20 protein-coding genes are annotated in these 21,591 nt (G+C 72.9%); 6 read left to right on the top strand and 14 right to left on the bottom strand.

Annotated elements, in window-relative coordinates:
• The first annotated feature begins 53 nt into the window (after nt 1-53).
• Nucleotides 54-1,535, top strand: coding sequence for a carbamoyltransferase C-terminal domain-containing protein (locus tag V1633_RS14525; RefSeq protein WP_331214825.1), 1,482 nt, complete (start codon nt 54-56; stop codon nt 1,533-1,535).
• Between the two features lie 25 nt (nt 1,536-1,560).
• Here the strand turns inward: V1633_RS14525 and V1633_RS14520 are convergent, their stop codons facing one another.
• From V1633_RS14520 to V1633_RS14500, 5 genes are all read right to left on the bottom strand, one after another.
• The gene (locus tag V1633_RS14520) at nt 1,561-2,139 is read right to left on the bottom strand and encodes a response regulator transcription factor (RefSeq protein ID WP_331214824.1); all 579 of its coding nucleotides are present in this window, start codon (nt 2,137-2,139) and stop codon (nt 1,561-1,563) included.
• Nucleotides 2,140-2,303: 164 nt separating this feature from the next.
• Nucleotides 2,304-2,909, bottom strand: a complete 606-nt coding sequence (locus V1633_RS14515; RefSeq protein WP_331214823.1) for a response regulator transcription factor — start codon at nt 2,907-2,909, stop codon at nt 2,304-2,306.
• Between the two features lie 238 nt (nt 2,910-3,147).
• Nucleotides 3,148-4,404, bottom strand: a complete 1,257-nt coding sequence (locus tag V1633_RS14510) for a hypothetical protein (RefSeq protein ID WP_331214822.1) — start codon at nt 4,402-4,404, stop codon at nt 3,148-3,150.
• A gap of 353 nt (nt 4,405-4,757) precedes the next feature.
• Nucleotides 4,758-6,344, bottom strand: a complete 1,587-nt coding sequence (locus tag V1633_RS14505; RefSeq protein ID WP_331214821.1) for an asparagine synthetase B family protein — start codon at nt 6,342-6,344, stop codon at nt 4,758-4,760.
• Between the two features lie 5 nt (nt 6,345-6,349).
• A complete protein-coding gene (locus V1633_RS14500; RefSeq protein WP_331214820.1) occupies nt 6,350-7,339 on the bottom strand; it encodes a hypothetical protein in 990 nt (329 codons plus the stop codon).
• Nucleotides 7,340-7,477: 138 nt separating this feature from the next.
• On the opposite strand from V1633_RS14500, the gene V1633_RS14495 reads away from it, so the two are divergent.
• Nucleotides 7,478-7,630 carry a hypothetical protein gene (locus V1633_RS14495; protein WP_331214819.1) on the top strand — a complete coding sequence of 51 codons (153 nt, stop codon included), beginning with the start codon at nt 7,478-7,480 and terminating at the stop codon, nt 7,628-7,630.
• 48 nt (nt 7,631-7,678) lie between these two features.
• Complete coding sequence (locus V1633_RS14490; RefSeq protein ID WP_331214818.1) at nt 7,679-8,080, top strand: hypothetical protein; 402 nt, start codon at nt 7,679-7,681, stop codon at nt 8,078-8,080.
• 60 nt (nt 8,081-8,140) lie between these two features.
• On the opposite strand, the gene V1633_RS14485 is transcribed toward V1633_RS14490, so the two are convergent.
• On the bottom strand, nt 8,141-8,422 hold the full coding sequence (locus V1633_RS14485; RefSeq protein ID WP_331214817.1) for a hypothetical protein: 282 nt from the start codon (nt 8,420-8,422) through the stop codon (nt 8,141-8,143).
• A 1-nt stretch (nt 8,423) separates the two neighbouring features.
• Nucleotides 8,424-9,314 (bottom strand): GGDEF domain-containing protein, encoded by an 891-nt coding sequence (locus V1633_RS14480; protein WP_331214816.1) that lies wholly within the window; start codon nt 9,312-9,314, stop codon nt 8,424-8,426.
• A 464-nt stretch (nt 9,315-9,778) separates the two neighbouring features.
• Here V1633_RS14480 and V1633_RS14475 point away from each other — a divergent pair, with 464 nt between their 5' ends.
• The 3 genes from V1633_RS14475 (at nt 9,779) to V1633_RS14465 (ending at nt 12,284) form a co-directional block, all read left to right on the top strand.
• Nucleotides 9,779-10,018: a DUF397 domain-containing protein gene (locus V1633_RS14475; RefSeq protein ID WP_331214815.1), complete on the top strand. Its 240-nt coding sequence runs from the start codon at nt 9,779-9,781 to the stop codon at nt 10,016-10,018.
• Between the two features lie 330 nt (nt 10,019-10,348).
• Nucleotides 10,349-11,197 carry a helix-turn-helix domain-containing protein gene (locus V1633_RS14470; RefSeq protein ID WP_331215196.1) on the top strand — a complete coding sequence of 283 codons (849 nt, stop codon included), beginning with the start codon at nt 10,349-10,351 and terminating at the stop codon, nt 11,195-11,197.
• A gap of 325 nt (nt 11,198-11,522) precedes the next feature.
• Nucleotides 11,523-12,284, top strand: a complete 762-nt coding sequence (locus V1633_RS14465; protein WP_331214814.1) for an SDR family NAD(P)-dependent oxidoreductase — start codon at nt 11,523-11,525, stop codon at nt 12,282-12,284.
• A 60-nt stretch (nt 12,285-12,344) separates the two neighbouring features.
• Here V1633_RS14465 and hpnH read toward each other — a convergent pair whose 3' ends face one another.
• The 7 genes from hpnH to hpnC all read right to left on the bottom strand — a co-directional run bounded on the left by hpnH (nt 12,345) and on the right by hpnC (nt 21,391).
• Nucleotides 12,345-13,349 (bottom strand): adenosyl-hopene transferase HpnH, encoded by a 1,005-nt coding sequence (gene hpnH, locus V1633_RS14460; RefSeq protein WP_331214813.1) that lies wholly within the window; start codon nt 13,347-13,349, stop codon nt 12,345-12,347.
• 81 nt (nt 13,350-13,430) lie between these two features.
• Nucleotides 13,431-14,945, bottom strand: a complete 1,515-nt coding sequence (gene ispH / locus V1633_RS14455; protein WP_331214812.1) for a 4-hydroxy-3-methylbut-2-enyl diphosphate reductase — start codon at nt 14,943-14,945, stop codon at nt 13,431-13,433.
• The gene (gene shc, locus V1633_RS14450; RefSeq protein WP_331214811.1) at nt 14,942-17,128 is read right to left on the bottom strand and encodes a squalene--hopene cyclase; all 2,187 of its coding nucleotides are present in this window, start codon (nt 17,126-17,128) and stop codon (nt 14,942-14,944) included. The genes ispH and shc overlap by 4 nt, the downstream gene beginning before the upstream one ends.
• Nucleotide 17,129: 1 nt before the next feature.
• On the bottom strand, nt 17,130-18,167 hold the full coding sequence (locus tag V1633_RS14445) for a polyprenyl synthetase family protein (RefSeq protein ID WP_331214810.1): 1,038 nt from the start codon (nt 18,165-18,167) through the stop codon (nt 17,130-17,132).
• A 73-nt stretch (nt 18,168-18,240) separates the two neighbouring features.
• On the bottom strand, nt 18,241-19,590 hold the full coding sequence (gene hpnE, locus V1633_RS14440) for a hydroxysqualene dehydroxylase HpnE (RefSeq protein ID WP_331214809.1): 1,350 nt from the start codon (nt 19,588-19,590) through the stop codon (nt 18,241-18,243).
• Complete coding sequence (gene hpnD / locus V1633_RS14435) at nt 19,587-20,465, bottom strand: presqualene diphosphate synthase HpnD (RefSeq protein ID WP_331214808.1); 879 nt, start codon at nt 20,463-20,465, stop codon at nt 19,587-19,589. Before hpnD ends, hpnE begins: the two co-directional genes overlap by 4 nt.
• Nucleotides 20,462-21,391: a squalene synthase HpnC gene (gene hpnC, locus V1633_RS14430; protein ID WP_331214807.1), complete on the bottom strand. Its 930-nt coding sequence runs from the start codon at nt 21,389-21,391 to the stop codon at nt 20,462-20,464. The genes hpnD and hpnC overlap by 4 nt, the downstream gene beginning before the upstream one ends.
• Between the last annotated feature and the right edge of the window lie 200 nt (nt 21,392-21,591).

The raw sequence follows: 21,591 nt of genomic DNA, 5'->3' as shown, positions 1-21,591 counted from the left end.
GGCCCCGACGGCGGACACGGACGGCGGACACGGGCGGCGGTGCGGACGGACCGGTGACGAGACTGACCCACGTACTCGGGCTCAGCGCCCTCTCCCACGACGCCGCGGCCTGCGTCGTCCGGGACGACGAGATCCTCTTCGCCGGGCACGCCGAACGCTACTCACGGCGCAAGAACGACCCGGAACTCGCACCCGGCCTGCTCGCCGAGGCGCTCGCCTTTGGACGCCCGGACGCGATCGCGTGGTACGAACGCCCGCTGCGCAAGAAGCTCCGGCACCTCCGGGCCGGCCAACTGCGCCACGCGGTGTCCCGTACGGACCTGCCCCGGCGCTACCTGGCCCGGCTCGGCCTGCCCGAACTGCGTGGCGTACCGGTCCACCACGTCGGCCACCACCACTCGCACGCCGCCGCCGGCCACTTCACCAGCGGGACGGAGCACACCGCCGTACTCACCGCCGACGCGATCGGCGAATTCGAGACGTTGACCCTCGGCGAGTTCCGGCACGGCCGCCACCGGGTGTACGCCCGGTGCCGGTACCCGCACAGCCTCGGGCTGCTCTACAGCGCGTTCACCCGCCGGTGCGGCTTCACCCCGAACGAGGAGGAGTTCATCGTGATGGGTCTGGCCGCACTCGGCCGGCCCCGCCACGTCGACCGGATCAAGGAGGAACTGATCGAGCTGACCCCACCGACCTACCGGCTACGCCGCAACGTACACCGGGGCATCGGCGACTGGCTGCCCTCCGCCGACCCGGCGGACCTGGCCGCGAGCATCCAGGTGGTGACGGAGGAGGTCCTGCTAACCGCGGCCCGGTGGCTGCGCGGCCGGGTGACGGGCGACACCCTCACCGTGATGGGCGGCCTCGGGCTCAACTGCGTCGTCAACGAGGTGTTGGCCCGACACTCCGGCTTCGACCGGGTGACCCTGATGCCGAACCCGGGGGACGCCGGTTCCAGTCTCGGCGCGGCGGCCGCACTGCTCGGCCGCCAGCTCCGCTGGACCGGCCCGTACCTCGGCACCATGATCCCCGGGAGCTATCCCGTCGCGGAACTGGCCGGGGCGCTGGCGGCCGGCGGGCTGGTGGGGGTGGCCCGGGGACGCGCCGAGTTCGGCCCGCGCGCACTGGGAAACCGGTCGCTGCTGGCCGATCCGCGCCCCCCGGACAGCCGGGACCGGGTCAACCAGGTGAAGGGACGCGAACCGTTCCGGCCCTTCGCGCCGGTGGTGCGGCAGGAACTCGCGGACAGGTACTTCGACATGCCGGTGCGGTCCTCGCCGTACATGCAGTTCACCGCCCGGTGCCGGGACCCGCGCGCGTTTCCCGGCGTCGTGCACGTCGACGGCACGAGCCGGGTCCAGACGGTCACCCGCGACCAGCACCCGGGCCTGTACGACCTGCTCGGCGAGTTCGAACGACGCACCGGCTGCCCGATCCTGCTCAACACCAGCCTCAACCTGAAGGGTGAACCGCTGGTCAACGACCGGGAACAGGCCCGCCGGTTCGCCGAGCGGACCGGGGTGCCGGTGCTGTGATGATGCCCGGGTCGCCCGGGCCGGCTCAGATCCAGCCCTCCTCCCGGGCGATCCGAACCGCCTCGATCCGGGTCCGGGCCCCGGTCTTGCCCGCGATCCGGCACAGGTGGTTACGGACGGTTCCCGGCGACAGGGACAGCTTGCTGGCGATCTCCATGACCGGCCACCCCTCGGCGGCGATCTCCAACACCTCCACCTCGCGTGGTGTCAGCGGGTTGTCCCGACTCAACGCCGCCACGACCAGGTCGGCGTCGACGACGGAGCCGCCGCTGGCGAGCCGCCGTACCGCGTCGACGAGTCGTTCGGGCGCGGCGTCGCTGCCCAGGAAACCAAGCCGCTGACACTGCGCCCGCAGCGCGTCCCCCAGCACCCGGGGCCGGCGCGGGTCGACCAGCACCAGCACCGGTGGTGGCTCGGTGGCCACGGTCCGACCGGAGAGCATCCCGGCACCGAAGAGTTTGACGTCCGCGACAGCCACGTCGGGGCGCTGCGCCCGGAGTGCCGGGGCGATGTCCTCGGCCCGTTCCACCTCTGCGACGACCTCGATGTCCTCCTGAGTGGTCAGTACGAAGGCCAGCGCGCCACGGATGAGAGCGCCGTTCAACGCAAGCAGCGTACGAATCACGTTCCCCCCTGCCACTTGTCATCACGAGATCACTACGCGTAAACATTCAAACACGAGCGCGCCGGACGCGCCCGTTGGAGCAGCCGCGCGCCGTCGATCCGGTCCAGCCTCGTCGACGGCACCCGACCCGTCATCACCGCCGCTCAGAGCCAGCCGGCGCGTTGCGCCTGTCGGACCGCCTCCAGGCGGTTACGCGTCCCGGTCTTACGCATGATCACCGACAGGTGGTTCCGTACCGTGCCGTGCGCGAGGAACAACCGTCGGGCGATCTCCTTCAGCGGCAGTCCCTCCGCGACGATCCGCAGCACCTCGAGTTCCCGCTCGGTCAGCGGACCCTCGGACGGCCTGAGCGCGGCCACCGCGGCACCCGGATCGACCACCCGCTCGCCGGCTGCGACGGCGCGTACCAGCCGGGTCAGTTCCGCCGGCGGCACGTCCTTGTCGACGACCCCCCGGGCGCCCACCCGGAACGCCCGCTGCAACGCCTCCGGCGTCAGGTGGGCACTCAACGCCAACACGGCGCTGTCCGGTGCCTCCACGACAAGCCGCGCCAGCACGGCGAGCATGTCGACGTCCGGCAGGTCCAGGTCGACCACGACCACGTCCGGTCGCCGCATCCGGACAACCCCCACCAGGTCACCTGATTCGTGGAGGTCGGCCACCACCTCCAGGTCGTCCTCACTCGACAACATTGCCCGTAGCGCTCCCCGCAACAAACCCATTTCCTCCACGATCACCACGCGGATCATGAGGTCACTCCGATCTGGGTACCCAAGCCTTGCGACAACCTCGGTGTCCGCCCGGTGCGTCCGGGCGGCACTGATCACGAGCCCGTTGGATGTGTCACCGTCGAACGGGCCGCCGAATGGACCGACAGCCGACGCCACACGATCGGTGGAAGATCTCCGAGTGCCCTCCGGGTCGCCGGGGGGACTCAGCGGAAGAGGGTCACCGGCCCCGGGGCGCCAGGGGCCGTCCGCAGCCGGGTCAGCCGGGCAGGGCGGGTACGGCGGGCCACCGGCCAGCACCGTACGCGTCGACGTGGAACGTGTTCGGATGCGCGCGAGGAGGGGGGCACCCGAGGATTCCGGCGGGCAGCGCCACCGACTGACCGACTCCGCCGCCCGCCTGGCCGAGTCGTTGTCCGGTGGGGCCCGCACCGTCCGGTGGGCGGGGTCGGACGGGGGCGGCCGGTGTGGGATCCGTGGCCGGACGCCCGGGTGAGGCGGACCCGCCCGGGGCGGCCACCGCCGCCGGTGGCCAGGGCAAGGCCGGTGGCGGCGCCGACTCCGACCACGGTACGGCCACCTTCCCGGACGCCGGTGCGGCCGGTACGACCGGCCCGGGGCGCGGGTCGACGGGCAGGTCGGGACCGGCCCGCTGGAGCAGCACCACGTCGTACCGGTGGGATCCGGCACCGGCGGACGTCGCCGGCACGGCGGACAACACCCGGGGCGCCACGGCGACCATGCCATGCCCCACCGCCGCCGCCACCGTCGGTACCGCCGTCAGCACGACCGCCGCCACGGTCGGCGCTCCCGTCACCGCGGCCGGGACCACCGCCACCAGCGTCGGCACGGCCCGCGCCAGCGGAGCCGTGACATCCACGGACGGCCCGGCGAGCACCACCACGGAGACGCCGCCCGCCGTCGACACTCGGGAGGTCCGCACCGCGGCCGGAACCGTGCCCAGCACGCCGGGCACCAACTCATCCATGACCGGGGACCGGACCGGGAGCGGAAGCGACACCCGCTCCGGCCCGCCGTCCCGCTCGCCCACCGGCGAGCCCCGCTCCGGAACCTGGCCGGGCGGCGTCCGGTCAGGAGTACGTTCCGTCCGGTCGGGGATCGGCACCGGCAGCCTCCGGTCAGGAACCCGTACGGAGGGCGTGCGGTCGGGGACCCGTACCGGCGGCTTCCGGTCCACGGTCGTCCTCGGCGGCGGTACCCGGTCCGGGACGCGCATGGGAGGCACCCGGTCCGAGAGCCGTACCGGCGGCTTCCGGTCCACGGTCGTTCTCGGTGGCGGAACCCGGTCCGGCAGCCGCCGGGTGAGCGGCTCCGCGTCGACCACTCGGCCGAGCAGTCCGGATCCGTCGTGGCGCCCGGAACGGTCGCCGGCGGACGCGGGTCCGTCCAGCATGGCCGTGACGAAGAAGCCGACCACCGCTAAGCCGGCCAGCAGGGCGAGCCGGGCCAGCAGCCGGACGACCGGGCCGCCGGCCCGTCCGGACCACGTCGGCACACGCCGCGCTGCTGACACCGCTGCCATGTCGAGAGGGGCCCTTCGATGAGGCGGACAGGTACGAAAGCGTAACGCCGTGTCTATCACGCCGCATGTGGTGAGCCCGGTCGCGGCTCGCGGACACGGTGACGGAAGCCGATCGCCAAATCGGGCATCACCGGCAGTACGCCCAGACGGTCGCCCGGTCGGTGACCGATCGGGTACGTCGGTCCGACGCGGTCGGTCGGGCGTCCTGCTCGGACCCGTCACTCCGAACGGGTCAGACCCGGCCGGGCCGTGCTGGTCAGACCCGTCACTCCGAACGGGTCAGACCCGGCCGGGCCGTGCTGGTCAGACCCGTCACTCCGAACCGGTCACGCCCGCCGGTCCGACCCGGTCAGTCGGCGGACGACCGGCGCGACGCTCCACCTGGCGGCCTCGGCCAGATCCCGGGCGCGTTCGAACATCGTGTAGTCCGGCCCGGCCCGGTCCTCGGCGAGTGCCCGGTCCAGGTCGTGACCGCACCTGGTGAGTACCGTGTCGAAGTCCCGACACATCGGCTCCCACAGTTCATAGCCGCACGACCGGTAGTGGCGGGCGAAGGACGGCCGGTGCAGACGCACCCGTTCGTGCAGGCCGGACGAGGACGACATCGGCCGCCCCGGCCGGTCGCGGAGGTAGCCCGGCAGCAGGTCGGCGAACGCGTACCGGAGGATCCACTTCTCCTGCCCGTGCCGGATCTTCAGGGTCCTCGGCATCCGGGCCGCGAGGTCGAGCACGGCCGGGTCGAGGAACGGCATCCGCGGCTCCACTCCGTGCCCGAGGCCGACCCGGTCGACCCGTTGCAGCTCGGTACGACCGAGGTTCCTGATCCTGTGCAGGAAGAGCCGATTGGCCGCGTCGGGGTTGACCTGGTGGTAGGCCGGGTAGCCGCCGAAGAGTTCGTCGGCGCCGTCACCGGTGAGCACCACCCGTACCCCGAGGTCACGGATCCGACGGAACAGCGGCACGGAGACGACGGCGTTGATGATGTCCCCGTACTCGGTCAGTTCGGAGATCCGGATCGCCTCGCGGACGTCGTCGCGACCGACGTCCCCGGGATGCACCTCGATCACCTCGTGGTGCACCCCGAGATCGGTGGCGAGCCGACGGGCGTACACCAGGTCCTCGCTGTCCGGGGCGCCGACGGTGAACGCCACGCAGTCGGGATGCAGTTGGCGGGCGAGCAGCAGGATGAGCGCGCTGTCCAGACCGCCCGAGAGGGTCACGCCCACGGTCAGGTCGGTCGCGACCCGGGCCTGGACGCTGTCCCACAGCGCTTCGCGGAGCAGCCGGGCCGCCTCGGCCGGGTTGCTGACCGCCGGCCGACCGGCACCGAACATGGCGAGGTCCAGGTACGGCACCAGGTCCGGGCCGCGCCCGGCATCGGCCCAGCCGTGTTGTCCCGGCGGCACCTCGTGGATCGTCGCGCCGAGCGGCACCAGCGCCTTGACCTCCGAGGCGACGTGCAGCCGACGCAGGTGACGAGCCCAGTAGAGCGGCTTCACGCCGAGCGGGTCCCGGGCCAGGTAGACCCGTCCGCTGACGGTGTCCGCGATGACGAGGGCGAAGTCGCCGCGCAGTCGCCGGACCGCGGCCGGCCCCCAGGCCAGGAAGGCCTCCAGCACCACCTCGGTGTCGCTCTCGCTACGCAACCGGTGTCCGAGCCCGCTCAGTTCGGCGGCGAGTTGCCGGTGGTTGTAGACCTCGCCGTCGTAGCAGAGCAGCCAGCGGCCGTCCGCCGAGAGCCACGGCTGCCGGGCGCGCTCCCGGTCGACGATCCGCAGCCGCTGCACCCCGGCCAGCAGGTCGGCCTGCAGACGGGTCTCCGCGAGGTCGCCCCGGGGTGCCAGGGTCGCCAGCATCCGGTGGAAGCTGGTCCGGTCGGCGCCGGTACCGAGGACAACTGCGATGCCGGACATGTCGGTCACCCCCCGAGTGCGGTCAGGAAGTCGCGGCGCAGCCGGACGGCGGCGCGCGGGCTGACGCAGATGTGCCAGGACTGGCCCTCGTCGATCACGTTGACGTCTCCCCAGCCCTGACGTTCGCGCAGTAGCGCGGTGAGTACGCCGTGCGCGTCGAACCGGCGGAACCAGGACATCTCCACGTCCATCGCGTACCCGAGGCAGTGGCCGCTGGGCAGCATCGCCGCGTACCCGAGTGCCCGGAGCCGGTGCTGGTGTTCGAGGCTGCGGGTCAGGCTGGTCACCCAGAGCGGCGGGGTGGGGCCGGTGGGACGCCGGGCGAGGTCGACGGCCAGCTGGTTCAACAGGGCCACCGCCTCCGGACGGGTCCAGGTGGAACGGAGTCCGGCACCCGGCGGCCGGCGGTGCGGCCAGATCCGGCGTTCGACCGCCCGGGTGGTCCGGACCAGCGGGTGGCCGGTCTGCCGGCGGTACCGGAACCGGAGCAGGCCGGCACGCCGCAGCGGCTCGAGGTCGATCAGCTCCGGTGCGTCGCGCAACTCCGTGTCCGTCCGGTATCCGGGCAGATGGCCCCACCACAGCACGTCGATCCGGGACAGCAGGTAGATCCTGATCAGCGCCGTCAGGTCCCGGGCCGAACTGCGGTTGTTCGGTCGGTAGTCGCGGATCTCCAGCCGGAGCCGCGCCTGGGCGTCGAGGGCGCCGCCGGGCAGGCGGCGGAGTACCGCGCTGATCTCCCGGCCGGCCAGCCGTTCGGCCAGCACCGCCTCCAGTCTGGGCAGATCGTCGGGACCGGGGCGGGTCGCCACCTCGGACAGCAGGTCGGCCACCGCCGCCCGGTATCTGACCAGGTCCGACAGGGAGACGCGGACGGTACCGTCGCGGACGGCGTCGGCCGGGCCGGCGTGGTCGGGGCGCTGCGCGTCGATCACCGTCCGGGCGTCGCCGTGCCGGACGACCTCGTGGCTGGGGGCGACCTCGTGGCTAGGCATGTCCGGACTCCCCCGGCTTCGATGTGGTGCAGACAACGCCGCTGGGTTGCACGCTATCACCGGATAAATCCTAAAACGCGGATTATTCCGATTCGCGGCATACTGCCATGCTGGCGAACCACTCCGACCGGGCCGGGTATGTCCCTGATCTCCCGCGTCGCCGGGCCGTCACGAAACGGCTTCGTCACCCGCCACGGGTTCGCCCCGCTCGACCTCGGCTGGTACGCCGGCATCTCGCCGTACGCACCCGTCCCGGGCACGCCGACCGCCGACATGCGGGGCGGAACATGAGTAGGGATACTCGTGCCCGACGCGTCCCGTCGCGAGAGGGTCGACACCATGACCGAACCCCGGCGTCCGAGTTCCGTAGCACTCTGGACCGTGATCCTCGGCGGCGTCACCCTCGCCGCGTACTGGGCGTTCCTCGGCTGGGACACCGAGCGGGACGTCGACCCGGTGACAGGCGCCGAGACCGGGCCGTACCAGGCGTGGCAGGTGCTCGGTCTCGGCGCGGTACTCGCCGTACTCACGTTCGAAGCCGGACGGCGTGGCCGTCCCTGGCTGGCCACCCTGGTGGTGCCAGCCGTCCTGACCGCGTCGTTCAGCGTCGACGCCGCCACCGACCCGGGCTCAGACGGGCTGTGGCCGATCGGCGCCGCGCTGGTCGCCTTCGGTTCCGCGGTCGGCACCGTGCTGGTGGCGGGGCTCGGGGCGTACCTGGGGCGCCGACGGCCGCGGTGATCTCCGCCGCCCCGCCGGGCCCGTCCGCGGAACTCCCGACCGAGCCGGCGGCGCCGGGGGTCAGCGCCGCGCGGGAGCTCCGAGGATCGGCGAACTGTCGAGCAGCGGATCCGGGTCCGCCCGGCGGATCATGTACTGCGCGGTCAGGGTGTCGACGCCGGTGCCCCGGGCGCTGTTCGGACGGTAGGTGACCGTGGCCGCGAGCGCCGAGGCGGCTTCGACCACCCCGGCCCGCCAGGTCCCCGACCGGTAGACCCAGACCGGGTCGGTGGGCCGGTAACTGCCCGTGGGATCGATCTCGGCGGGATCGCGTCGGTGCGGATCCACGGTGGGGACTGGCATCTCACTGTCCTCCTGCATCGGCGGCCGGTGTCATCTCGATCAGTTCCCGGTGTGGACCGGACGGATCGGGGGGTCGGACCTGCGGGCGGCCCGCGACGCCGGCCCGGGACGCGGCCGGGCCGTACCCGGGCGACAACGGGGCGGCGGAGCGCGGGCCACGGAAGCCGTCGTCATCGGCGGAGTTGATCGGGGCCCGTCCGCTCTTCACCCGGTACATGGCGGCGTCGGCCAGATTCAGCACCTCGGCGAGCTGCGCACAGCCGTGCACGGGCGCCACCCCGATCGACGCGGTCACCCGAAGATCCCGTTCAGCCAGCTGGATCGGCGCGGAGACCAGCTCGGCGAGCCGTCGGGCCGTCTGGTGCAGCCAGCGGCCGTCACCCTGGACGCCGACAAGCAGACCCGCGAACTCGTCTCCGCCGAGCCGGGCGACAAGATTCGCGCCGGCCCGGGTCGTACCTTCTCCCAGCTGGCCCGCCCTGCTCCGGACCTGGGCCGCGCCGCTGCCCAGCGGGCCCGCACCGCCCCCGACGCGAATCGCGTTGTTGTCCGCGTACGCCGCGAACCGCCAGGCCACGGCGATCAGCACCTGGTCTCCGACCGCGTGTCCGAACCGGTCGTTGATCTGCTTGAAGTTGTCGAGGTCGAGCAGCACCGCGACAAGCGGAGGTCGCCGAGGGTCGGCCACCAGCGCGCCACCGAGTTGATAGAAGGCCCGCCGGTTGGGCAGGCCGGTGAGCGGGTCGTGGGTGGCGGCATGGCGCTCCGCCCGGAGTTCCGCACGCAGCCGGACCACCTCCGCCTGGGCGTCGCGGACCCGGTTGCGCATTCCCCAGGCGGCGCCGATCCCGGCGACCGCGGCGGCTCCGGCCGCGAGGGTGAGCGGGTCCACAGTGCTCGTCCCCTCAGGAGGCCCGGCTCGGCGACACGTGGCACGCACCGTCGGCACCCCGTCCGATGGCCGGTGGCACCCGATCGTCGATCACCCTCCGTGAGGAAAGTTCGCCTGTCCGAGCACGGGCGGGAACCGGTTCGTTGCGGTGCGCTGACTGCCATCGCCGCAGGCCGCGCCGCACGAGAGGGCCTGCCGCCCCGTTCCCACTCCCCCGCTTCGCTGGCAATTGTCCCGCGCCTCCGTTACGAAAAGTGAACAAACGGACACACCCGTACAGGCGCTATCATGCTCGCTGTCAGGTGCAGACGCAAGAGCGGATGCACGTGCAGATGGTCATGCACGCGTGACCTGTCGACGGTTCACCGTCATGGCTCAGGACGCGTCACGGGGAGGATCGGTACCACGTCCAGGCTTCGCGACGCCCTCCCACCGCCCTTCCGGGATCTCCAGAAAGACTGGCGATGAATCACACCTACAACGGCATGTCCACCCATGAACTGCCGGCTCTGACCTGGCAGAAGAGCCGCCGGAGCAACCCGAGCGGCAACTGTGTCGAGATGGCCCAGTTGCCCGGCGGCGCCGGCGTGGCGATCCGGAACTCACGGGACCCCGACGGGCCGGCACTGATCTACACCACGGACGAGATCGTGGCCTTCATCCTCGGCGCCCGGGACGGCGACTTCGACCACCTGATCACGTAGCACCGTCCACACCGGCCGCCGACCCCACCATCCACACCAGGCCGCCGGCCCCGGCGACACACCCGGCCCGGCGGACCCAGGCCTTCGGCAACCGATCGGACGGGGGGAAAAATAGCCCCCGGGGCCTTTCCTCCTCACCCTGCGGCCATGGCATGCTTACCGACGGACTTGGCCCAGCCTTGGCGGGCTGTGTCGAGCATGCGGAGGCGGCACGTGACCATTGCGCGATCCGGCCATGGATCGGCCCAGGACGGTGAGGCGGCGGGCGACGGCGGAACGTCACTCGCCGGCGGGCCGGCCGTCGAGGGCGGCGCTGCCGGCGGGCCGACCGTGCTACGCATCCTACTCGGCAGCCAGCTGCGCAAGCTGCGCGAAGCCACGGGCGTCAGCCGTGACGACGCGGGCTGGGAGATCAGGGCGTCCGGATCCAAGATCAGCCGGATGGAGCTGGGTCGGGTGGGGTTCAAGGAGCGTGACGTCGCGGATCTGCTGACGCTCTACCAGGTGACCGACGAGAGCGAACGCGCCGCTCTGCTCGCCCTGGCCCGCCAGGCCAACAATCCCGGCTGGTGGCACCGGTACGGCGACGTGCTGCCGCACTGGTTCCAGTCCTACCTGGGCCTGGAGACGGCCGCCACCCTGATCCGGACGTACGAGGTGCAGTACGTCCCGGGACTGTTGCAGACCCGGGAGTACGCCCGGGCCGTCGTACTGCTCGCCCACGACGGGGCCCCGGCGGAGGAGATCGAGCGACGGGTCAACCTCCGGATGGACCGGCAGAAGATCCTGCGGCGCCCCGACGCGCCGCACCTGTGGGTGGTCGTGGACGAGGCGGCGCTGCGCCGGCCGATCGGTGGCGTCGACGTGATGCGAGGGCAGATCGAGTACCTCGTCGAGGCGAGCAAGCTGCCCAACGTCACCATCCAGGTGATCCCGTTCCGGGCCGGTGGGCACGCGGGCGCCGGTGGCGCGTTCAGCCTGCTGCGGTTCCCGGACCAGGAACTGCCGGACGTGGTCTACATGGAACAGCTCACCAGCGCCCTCTACCTGGACAAGCGCGATGACGTTGACTACTACGCCGCGGCGATGGAACGGCTCTGCGTCGAGGCCGATCCGCCGACGATGACCCTGGACTTCCTGCGGAGCGTACTGGGCGATCTCGCCTCCCCCGCCAGCTGAACCTCACCAACCAGGCCCCACCGGCTGAGCTCGGGTGCGGGCCGGGCTCACCGCCTGAGCCCCGCTGCGGTCTGAGCCCGCGCGGGCAGTGCTGACCGACCTGACCCGACGGCGGCGCGGTGGCCCGACAACAGCACCGCGGCCCAACCTGACCCGCCAGCGGCGCGGCGGCCCGACCCCCGCGCCGGCCAGCAGCGGCGCCCGGCCGGACCCGTCAGGCACGACCGAGGAGCGACCCGTCGGCACGGCCAGGAGGCGGTCCGGCGTTGCGTCCGGTTCGGCGCTCCATCCGGTCCGGGGGCACCGGATGGGCGACACTACCGGTATGCGACCACCTCGGCTCGACGGCACCGTCGCCCTGGTCACCGGGGCCTCCTCCGGCATCGGGGCGGCGGCCGCGACCCGGCTGGCCGCCGCCGGAGCACGCGTATTCGTCACCGGCCGCGACCCCGACCGGCTCGCCGCCGTCGCCGACGCCGCCGAGGGTACGGCGATCCCGTGCGATCTCACCGACCCGGACCTGACGGCGGCCCTGGCCAACCGGGTGCTCGACGTCGCGGGACGGGTGGACGTCCTGGTCAACAACGCCGGCCAGGGCTGGGCCGGCCCGCTCACCGGGATGACCGACGGACAGATCCAGGCGCTCGTCGCGGCCAACCTGACCGCCCCGATGCTGCTCTCCCGGGCCATCCTGCCCGGCATGCTGTCCCGGGGTGCCGGGCACATCGGCTTCGTCGGTTCCATCGCCGGCCGGCTGGGGGTACGGGAAGAAGCGGTGTACGCCGGCACGAAGGCCGGGCTCAGCGTCTTCGCCGACAGTCTCCGCAAGGAGACGACGGGCCGGGGCATCGTGGTCACCGAACTGGTGCCGGCGGTGGTGGACACCCCGTTCTTCGTCCGTCGGGGTCGCCCCTACCCGCGACGGCGCCCGCGACCGGTCACCCCGGACCAGGCCGCCGCCGCCCTGTTGACCGGGATGTTCAGCGGTCGGCACGAGGTGTGCCTGCCCCGCTGGATGTACCTGCCGATCATGGTCCGGGCCACCCTGCCGGCCACCTACCGCCGGCTCGCCGACCGCTACGGCTGAGGTGTTAGGAAGGGCCCCCTGTACAACAGAAAGCGATAATAAGGGGCCCTTCCTTGCACCTCAGTTGGCGCGGACGGCGCGGATGGACTCACGGAGCGAGGACATGGTCGCCAGCACCGCGGTCGGCTCGTACCCGCAGTGGGCCATGCAGTTGGCGCAGCGCGGGTCCTTGCCCCGGCCGTACGCCGACCAGTCGGTGGTCTCGATCAGCTCCCGGTACGTCTTCGCGTAGCCGTCGCCCAGCAGATAGCAGGGACGCTGCCAGCCGAAGAGCGAGTACGACGGGATCGCCCACGCGGTGCAGGGGAAGTCGATCTTGCCCTCCAGGAAGTCGAGGAAGAGCGGCGAGTGGTTCAGCCGCCACTTCTTCCGACGCCCGTCGGCGAACGCCTTGCGGAACATCGCCCGGGTCTCCGTCACCCCGAGGAAGTGCTCCTGGTCCGGCGCCTTGTCGTAGGCGTACGCCGGGGAGAGCATCATCTGGTCGACGGCGAGTTCGTTGTTGAGGTAGTCGAGCACCTCGATCACGGTCTGCGGGGTGTCGGTGGAGAAGAACGTCGTGTTGCTGGTGACCCGGAATCCGCGACGCTTCGCCTCCTTCACCGCGGCGACCGCCTCGTCGAAGACGCCGTCCTTGCAGACCGAGGCGTCGTGCCGTTCCTTCAGCCCGTCGATGTGCACGGCGAACGAGAAGTAGCGGGACGGGGTGAACTTGTCCAGCTTCTTGCGCAGCAGCGCCGCGTTGGTGCAGAGGAAGACGTACTTGCGGCGCTTGACCAGCTCGTTGACCATCTTGTCGATGTCCGGGTGCATCAACGGTTCTCCGCCGGCGATGGAGACCATCGGCGCGCCGCACTCCTCGACCGCCGCCACGGCCTGCTCGACCGGCATCCGCCGTTTCAGTACGTCGGCCGGATGTTGGATCTTGCCGCAGCCGGCGCAGGCGAGGTTGCAGGCGAACAGTGGCTCGAGTTCGAGGAGCAGCGGAAAGTGGGTCCGCCGACGCACCTTCTGCCCGACCAGATAACGCCCGATCCGCATGCTCTGTAGCAGTGGCATACCCATGTCAGCACTCCGCTCCCGCTCGCGCCCCCGGTCGTACGGCTGAACCGCCGCACGTCGCACCGCCTCGCTGAATGCTCCCCGTCATGGTGTCCGTATCTCCTTGGGAAGGGTGAAATGCACGTCCTCGGTCCGGGTCGTGTGCTCCCGTACCGCGTGGGCGCCGAGCCCGGCCAGCGCCGCGACGGTCTCGTCGACCAGTCGGGGCGGGGCCGAGGCACCGGCGGTCACGCCGATCGTCCGCCGCCCGGCGAGCCAGCGGAGATCAACGTCGCCGACGTCGTCGACCAGGTAGGCGGGGATTCCGCCGCGCTCGGTCACCTCCACCAGCCGGCGGGAGTTCGAGGAGTTCGCCGAGCCGACCACCAGCACCACGTCGGCGGCGGCCGCGACCTCCCGCAGTGCCGCCTGCCGGTTGGTGGTGGCGTAGCAGATGTCGTCGGAGGAGGGACCGGTCAGGGCCGGGAACCGCCGCCGGAGCACGTCGAGCACCCCGGCCACCTCGTCGACCGCGAGCGTGGTCTGTACCAGGTACGAGACCCGGTCCGGGTCGGTGACCTCGATCCGCTCGGCGTCGGTCACGTTCTCCACCAGGGTGATCTGACCGGGCGCCTCGCCGAGGGTGCCCTCGGTCTCCTCGTGCCCGGCGTGCCCGATCAGCAGGACGGTGTTGCCCCGGCCGACGAACCGACGCGCCTCGCTGTGCACCTTCGTCACCAGTGGGCAGGTCGCGTCGATGACCGGCAGTCCCCGGTCGGCGGCGGCGACCCGCACCGAGGGCGCGACACCGTGCGCGGAGAAGACCGTGACGGCACCGTCGGGAATCTCGGTCAGCTCGTCGACGAAGACCGCACCCCGCTGCTGCAGGTCGGCGATGACGTGCACGTTGTGCACGATCTGCTTGCGGACGTACACCGGTGGGCCGTACCGGTCCAGGGCCTGCTCCACCACGCTGATCGCCCGTTCCACCCCGGCGCAGAACGACCGGGGTGCGGCCAGCACGATCTCGCGTACCGTGCTCGCCTCGGCCCACTCCACGAGCGCGGGTGCCACCTTCGGCAGGGTCCGCAGGGCCGCCCGGACCCGGCGCCAGGTCAGCGGCCGGTAGAGCCGCTGCGGCGGGACGTCGGCGACCACCCGTACGCAGATCACCGGCCGGCCGGCGGCCGAGGCCAGCAGCGCCGCCGACTCGGTGTCCACGGCGAGGGCCCCGGTCGCGGCGAGCCGTGCCCGGTCCGCGCCGTCGACCAGCCGCCGGCTGGTCACCACCGGTCCGAGGTGGACGGTGAGGCCGCGCCGGCGCAGTGTCGCGGCGACCAGCGGGGCCGTCGGGCAGGGCACCGGCGGTTCGTCGGGCTGGTCGGCACGGCGTACCTCGGTGGCGACCACCACGTCGCCGGGGCGCAGCGTCGGGGTGAGCCCGCCGGCGATCCCGGCCACGACCAGGGCACGGGCGTCCCGGTGCCGGACGGCGGACCGCCCGGCCCGGGTCAGACCCCGTCCGGTACGACGCAGCGGGGCGCCCGCCGGCAGGCCCCGGCGCAGCGCGCGGGCCTCCATCCGCATGGGCGCGAACAGCACCCAGTCGCCGCCGGTCAACTGGTCTCTCCCTGATCGACCAGCTCGACCGGTGCGCGCCGGGTCGCCGGTTGGCCACGGTCGACCGGCGCGACGCGGTCGACCAGCGCGACCCGTTCGCCCGGCCGGGCCGACCCGGCCGGCTCCGCCCCGTCCGTCGGAGCGGACGTGTCAGCCCCGGACGGTTCGGTGTCGTCGGACGGGTCGACGTCCGCAGCCGGGTCGAGGCCGAGCCAGGCCGGCTCACGCAACAGCCGGCCGAGCGCGCTGACCGGGAAGACCAGCCGGTAGAGGTGGTAGTTGATGTAGAAGTCACCCGGGAAGCCGGTGCCGGTGTACTGCGGCTCGTCCCAGCCCCCGTCCGGACGTTGGGTCTCCACCAGCCAGCACAGCCCACGGGCCACCGAGGCCGTGTCGGCGGAGCGGGCCGCGTGCAACGCCAGCAGGGCCCAGGCGGTCTGCGAGGCGGTGGAGACGCCCCGCCCGCGCCACATCGGATCCCGGTAGGACCGCATGTCCTCGCCCCAGCCGCCGTCCGGGTTCTGCCGCCGGTGCAGCCAGCAGACGGCCCGGACGATGGCCGGGTCGTCGGGGCGTACCCCGGCGGCGACCAGGGCCGGAATCACCGCCCCGGTGCCGTACACGTGGTTGGCGCCCCACCGGCCGAACCAGGAGCCGTCCGCCTCCTGGTTGCGCAGCAGCCAGGACAGGCCACGCCGGACCGTCGGCGAGTCGGTCAGCCCTGCCGCGCAGAGCGCCTCCACGACGTGGGCGGTGACGTCCGCACTCGGCGGGTCGATCACCTCACCGAAGTCACAGAACGGCAGGTCCCGGGCGATCGCCCGGGTGTTGTCGGCGTCGAACGCGCCCCAGCCGCCGTCCGCCGACTGCATCCCGCGCAACCAGGCGACCCCGCGTACGACCGCCGCCCGCACCGCCGGATCCGGCCCGGTACGACGCAGTGCCAGCAGCACCTCGGCCGTGTCGTCGGTGTCCGGGTAGCCGTCGTTGTCGAACTCGAAGGCCCAACCGCTCGGGGCCAGACCGGGTCGACGTACCGTCCAGTCGCCCGGCACCCGGATCTCCTCCTCCAGCAGCCACTCGGCGGCCCGGGTCAGCGCCGGATGTCCAGCCGGCAACCCGGCGTCGGCGAGGGCGACCACCGCGAGCGCGGTGTCCCAGACCGGTGACTGGCACGCCTCCAGTCGCCGTACCGGGCCGTCCGGGGTCTCCTCGTGGATCGTGAACCGTTCGAGTCCGGCCAGGCCGGCCCGCAGCACCGGGTGCGACAGCGGATAGCCGAGCAGGTGCAGCGCGATCAGGGAGTAGACCCAGGGCGGCTGGATTCCGCCCCACGAACCGTCGGCCTCCTGACGCGCGATGATCCACTCGGCGGCCCGACGCAGCGCGTTGCGGCGTACCGGGCCGACCGGGTGACGCTCGTACCGCCGGAGCACCGTGTCGAGGCGGTGCATCCAGCCGGCGCGGCGGCGCAGCGACGGCGCCGGTCGGGGTCGCCGGCCGGTACGCAGTTCACGCAGCGAGAAGCCGAGCGGACGCACCGGGCGCAGGGACCGGACGACCGCCAACGGCACGATGGTCTGTCGGGCCCAGCAGGCGAAGTCGTACACGTTGAGCGGGAAACGCGGCGGGAGCAGGACGACCTCCGGCGGCACCGCCGGCAGCCGGTCCCACGACCACTCGCCGAACAGCGCCAGCCAGATCCGGGTGAAGACCCGGCTCCGCTCGATGCCACCGTGGGCGAGGATGAACCGCCGGGCCCGCACCATGTGCTCGGCCTCGGTCGGATCGCCGGCCAGCCGCAGTGCCGCGTACGCCTCGATCGTGGTGGAGAGGTCGCCGGGTCCGCCGTGGAAGGTCGCCCAGGCGCCGTCCGCACCCTGCTTCGACCGGATCCACCGGGCGGTCGGCACGGTCTGCTCGGCGGTGAGGATGCCGAGGAACTGCCGCATCAGCAGGTCCTCCGCCTCCATCGTCACGTTGGTCTCCAGTTCGCCCTGCCACCAGCCGGCCGGTTGCTGGCCGGCGAGCAGCAGGTCACGGGCGCGGTCCAGGGTCACCCGGGCCTGTGCCCACAGCGCCGGGGAGACACCGGCCGCGCCCGGGGCGGCCGGGGTGCCGACCGTCGCGGCGGCCGTTTCGGATCCCGCCGTGACGTCGTCGGTGGATAACAGTCCGGCCATCTCAGTAGTCCCGTCCCGTCATGAAGTGCGCGATCGCCACCAGGTCGGCGTGCACCCCGGGTACGTCCGCACCGGCCGCCGAGCCCACCTCGCCGAGCTGGTCCAACTCGGCCAGTGCCTCGGTGAGCAGCCGGTCGGCCTGCTTCTCGGTCCAGTCCCGGGCTCCGGTCTCCTCGATCAGGTTGGCCGCCAGGGCGAGGTCCGCGGCGGAGAGGTCGCCTGGGCTGGCGTACAGCTCGGCGAGCCGGGTAGCGGCCGGTCCGTCCACGCCGAGAGCCCGGACCACCGGCACCGACTTCTTCCGGGCCCGCAGGTCGGACAGCACCGGCTTGCCGGTCACCGCCGGTTCGCCCCAGATGCCGAGCAGGTCGTCGACGAGTTGGAAGGCCAGGCCGAGGCGCTCGCCGTACCGGTCGAGTCCGTCGACCACCGCCGGCGGCGCGCCGCAGACGACCGCGCCGAGCGTCGCCGAGCAGGCCAGCAGGGCGGCCGTCTTGTCCCGGGCCATCGCCAGGCACTCGTCCAGGGTGACGTCGGCGCGGTTCTCGAACTCGACGTCGGCCGCCTGGCCGGCGATCAGCCGGCGGACCGCCGTGTGCAGGGTCGACAACCCCCGGTTCACATCCACGTCCGGTGCGGCGCAGAGCACCTCGTCGGCGAGGCCGAGCAGGGCGTCGCCGGCGAGGATCGCCGGACCGACGCCGAACGCCGCCCACGCGGTCGGCCGGTGTCGCCGTTCCAGGTCCCCGTCGATGACGTCGTCGTGCAGCAGGGAGAAGTTGTGCACCAGTTCCACCGCCACCGCGGCCGGCAGGCCACGCTCGACCGGCTGGCCGGCGGCCCGGGCGGAGAGCAGGGCCAGCGCCGGCCGCAGCCCCTTGCCGCCCCGGCCGGTGGGCGCACCCGTCGCGTCCCAGTACCCCAGTTGGTATCCGGCGACGAGCCGGGTGCGCTCGTCGATCCGCTCCAGCGCCGCCCGGATCTCGGGCTGGACGAGTTCGTCCACCTGGGTGAGGATGCTGGGCAGCATCATGGTCATGTCGTCTCCTCGCTACGCTCGTCGTCGCCATGACCTGGTCGACTGAGCCCTCCGACGCCCTCGCTCCGCTCGGTCATGCCGTCACCTCCGTCGGGTCGGATGTCGACCCGAGGTGGGCGAGTACCACGTCGGCGGCCCGCTGGCCGCTGCGCACCGCGCCCTCCATCGTGTCCGGCCACCCGGTGTCGGTCCACGCGCCGGCCAGTGCCAGCCCGGGAGACCGGGTCTGCGCCGGCGGCCGGGAACTCCGCGAGCCGGGTACCTGCCGGAACGTCGCCCGGGGTTCCCGGGTGACGAACGCGTCCCGGACCTGTGTCCGCTGGGCCGCCGGAAAGACCTCCGCCAGGGCCGCCAGGTAGGTCCGGACCAGTTCGCTCGCCCGGGTGGCGAGCACCTGCTCGGCGGCGGAGATGGAGACGACCAGGTACTGCCCGGACACACCGGGCGGGGTGCGGTCGAAGACCCACTGCACCGGTGTGTCCAGTCCGGCGGCGAAGCTGAGTTCGGTGACCCGCTCCCGGTAGTGGACGTGCACGTTGACGATCGGCGCGGCACCCAGCCGAGCCCAGCGGGCCCGGTCGGGAGCGGCTTCCGACGGCACCAGGCGGGCCGCCTGCGAGTGCGGTACGGCCAGCACCACCGCGCCCGCGGTCAGCGCACCGCCCTCGCCGACGATCCGGAACCGGTTCCCCTCGGCCCTGATCTGGTGCACGCGTACCCCGGTGCGGATCGTCGCGCCGCGCTGGCGCAGCAACGCGGCGGCCGGGGTGCCGTGCAGGTCCGCCAGGGGCACGGTGGGCAGGCCGAGGTCGGCGGCGTCGGCCCGGTCCAGCAGCCCGGTGCGGAAGACCCGGGCGGCCAGTGCGAGCGAGGCCCGGTCCGGCGGGGCGTTCAGCGCCGCGGTGCAGATCAGTTCCCAGAGACGTTGCACGGTCTGCCCGTCCTGGCCGTGCGCGGCGAGCCAGGCGCCGAAGCTGACCCGGTCGGCGGCCGGGTCGTCCGGGTCGACCCCACGCAGCGCGGCGGCGGCCCGGACCGCCGCGATCCGTTGCCCGAACCTCAGCGGGCGGTAGCCGAGCAGTGCCGGCAGCAGGTGTGCCGGGGCGGGCAGTCGACGGTTGCGGGCCAGCAGGTGCGGCGGTACGCCGGCCCGGATGATGGGCACCGCGAATCCGTCCTGCACGGTCGCCCGGTCCGTGCTGCCGAGCCGGTCCAGCAGGTCGCGGTACTGCTGGTAGCAGCGGAGGAAGACGTGCTGGCCGGTGTCCACGGTCAGCTCGCCCCGGTGGAAGGAGTAGGTGGCCCCGCCGAGCGCCGGACGCGCCTCCAGCATGGTGACCCGGTGCCCGGCGTCGAGCAGCCGGACCGCCGAGGCGATGCCGGCCAGGCCGCCCCCGATGACGCAGACCTGTTCGGCGCTCACGACCCGCTCCGGGTCATCGCCCGCGCCGCCACGTACGCCTTCTCCCAGCCGGACAGGGCGACCCGGTGTCGGGTGACCGCCAACGGGTCGGTGATCATCCGGGTCAGCAGCCGGTGGTAGATCCCGGCCATCGCCGCCACGCAGGCGGCACTGCGCCGGTCCAGCAACGGCAGCAGCCGCAGCCCGGTCCGGTAGTAACGGTCGGCCCGCTGGGCCTGCCAGCGCACCAGTGCCGCCAACCGGTCCGACGGATCGGCCAGCCCGCCGTCGGCGTCCAGGTCCAGCGTGCAGCCGAACCGGTCCAGGTCGCGTCGGGGCAGGTAGATCCGACCCACGCCGCGGTCCTCGACGATGTCGCGGAGGATGTTGGTCAGTTGCAGGGCGACGCCGAGGGTGTCGGCCAGTTCGGCCGCCTCGGACCGGTCGGCGCCGGGCCGCAGGTCGAAGACCCCGAGCGACAGGCGGCCGATCGAGCCGGCCACGCAGCGGCAGTAGCCGACCAGTTCCTCGAAGGTCTCGTAGCGGGTGCCCCGGACGTCGGCCAGGCAGCCGTCGACGAGTTCGTCGAAGGCGGCCAGCGGGATCGGCAGCCGGGCCGCCGCGTCGGCGAGCGCGACCAGCACCGGGTCGCCTCCGGCGTCGGGCAGCCGGTGCAGCGCCGCCCGGACCTGGTCGAGCCGGGCCAGTCGGGTGGCGGCGGGCAGGTCGCCGTCGCCGATGTCGTCGACGCGCCGGGCCACCGCGTACACGGCACAGAGCGCGGCCCGCCGGTCGGGCCGGAGCAGGCGGATGCCGTACGAGAAATTGCGGGCCTGGGTACGGGTCACCCGTGCGCACTCCCGGTAGGCGCGCTCCAGCCCGGCGTCGCCGCTCATCCGCCCGCTCCGCCCTGTTGTGCGGCGACGGCGGGTACCCGCCACGACCGGAGCCAGGCGACCGCGATCCCGGACCGGGTCGGTTTGGGCGGGCCGGGCAGCGGGTCGTGGTCGGCCCGGGCCAGCGCGGCGAGCGCGGCGCGTCCTCCGGCGAGGTATCCGCCGACCGCCAGCCGGGCCCAGCCGCGCAGGTCGCCGACCAGGGGCGCGCCGGAGTCGAGCAGTTCGGCGGCCCGGTCCGCCTGCCGGCGGATCACCTTCCGGAGTCGTTCGTCGGCCCGTGGCGCGTCCAATGCCTCCTCGGGCACCCCGGCCGCGGCCAGGTCGCGGGTCGGCAGGTAGATGCGGCCCCGACGGCGGTCCTCGGCGACGTCCTGCAGGTGTTCGACGATCTGCAGGGCGGTGCAGATCCGGTTGGACAGCGGGATCCGGGCCGGTGACGCGGCACCGAAGATGTGCAGGACGAGTTCACCGACCGGGTCGGCGGAGAAGTGGCAGTACTCGACGAGGGCGCCGAACGTCGGGTAGCGGGTGACCAGCTGGTCACGGCGGTTCGCCTCGATCAGTCGGAGCAGCGGATCGAGCGGGAACCGGCAGTCGACCACGGTCGGCGCCAGGCGGCGCAGGACCGGGTGGCGGGGCAGCCGGCCGTCGTACAGCGCCCGTACCTCGCGCTCGAAGCGCCGCAGGGCGGCGAGGCGAGCCTCGGGCCCCTCGTCGCGCCCGGCGGTGTCCGGCTCGTCGCCGAGGTCGTCGACGTATCGGGCGTAGGTGTAGAGGGCGAGCAGGTGCCGGCGGATCCGTGCCGGAAGGACACGCAACGCGACGGGAAAGTTCTCACCGGCCAGCACGGTCTCCGGCGGCCGGCGCTCGCCCGGCCGATCCGCAGACGGATGGCCGGGGGCATCGTCGGTCAGATCAAGCACGCTGCCGCCTCTCGCGAGGTCCCGGCCGACTCGTCGAGCCCGGCCGGACCGTCGCGCCGGATTGGTGGTAACCCATCGCTCGCGCTAAGTAATCTTCACTGAGCGTACCCAACTTCCCACCCTCGGCGGTGCGGCCTGCCGAAATCCTCTCTGGCGTGTCCGAAGCAGTCGGAACGCGACGGGTCGGCCGCCTGCCGGCC

This window comes from Plantactinospora sonchi (assembly GCF_036422035.1).
Classification (GTDB): domain Bacteria; phylum Actinomycetota; class Actinomycetes; order Mycobacteriales; family Micromonosporaceae; genus Plantactinospora; species Plantactinospora sonchi.
Note: the sequence above shows the minus strand (reverse complement) of the source record. Positions and strands in the feature narration are given on the sequence as shown.

What these genes read in the sequence shown, in the direction of transcription:
- V1633_RS14515 (WP_331214823.1), bottom strand. Translation starts at nt 2,909, where the DNA reads ATGATCCGCGTGGTGATCGTGGAGGAAATGGGTTTGTTGCGGGGAGCG.
- V1633_RS14505 (WP_331214821.1), bottom strand. Translation starts at nt 6,344, where the DNA reads ATGTCCGGCATCGCAGTTGTCCTCGGTACCGGCGCCGACCGGACCAGC.
- V1633_RS14500 (WP_331214820.1), bottom strand. Translation starts at nt 7,339, where the DNA reads ATGCCTAGCCACGAGGTCGCCCCCAGCCACGAGGTCGTCCGGCACGGC.
- V1633_RS14495 (WP_331214819.1), top strand. Translation starts at nt 7,478, where the DNA reads ATGTCCCTGATCTCCCGCGTCGCCGGGCCGTCACGAAACGGCTTCGTC.
- V1633_RS14490 (WP_331214818.1), top strand. Translation starts at nt 7,679, where the DNA reads ATGACCGAACCCCGGCGTCCGAGTTCCGTAGCACTCTGGACCGTGATC.
- V1633_RS14485 (WP_331214817.1), bottom strand. Translation starts at nt 8,422, where the DNA reads ATGCCAGTCCCCACCGTGGATCCGCACCGACGCGATCCCGCCGAGATC.
- V1633_RS14475 (WP_331214815.1), top strand. Translation starts at nt 9,779, where the DNA reads ATGAATCACACCTACAACGGCATGTCCACCCATGAACTGCCGGCTCTG.
- V1633_RS14465 (WP_331214814.1), top strand. Translation starts at nt 11,523, where the DNA reads ATGCGACCACCTCGGCTCGACGGCACCGTCGCCCTGGTCACCGGGGCC.
- hpnH (WP_331214813.1), bottom strand. Translation starts at nt 13,349, where the DNA reads ATGGGTATGCCACTGCTACAGAGCATGCGGATCGGGCGTTATCTGGTC.
- shc (WP_331214811.1), bottom strand. Translation starts at nt 17,128, where the DNA reads ATGGCCGGACTGTTATCCACCGACGACGTCACGGCGGGATCCGAAACG.
- V1633_RS14445 (WP_331214810.1), bottom strand. Translation starts at nt 18,167, where the DNA reads ATGACCATGATGCTGCCCAGCATCCTCACCCAGGTGGACGAACTCGTC.
- hpnD (WP_331214808.1), bottom strand. Translation starts at nt 20,465, where the DNA reads ATGAGCGGCGACGCCGGGCTGGAGCGCGCCTACCGGGAGTGCGCACGG.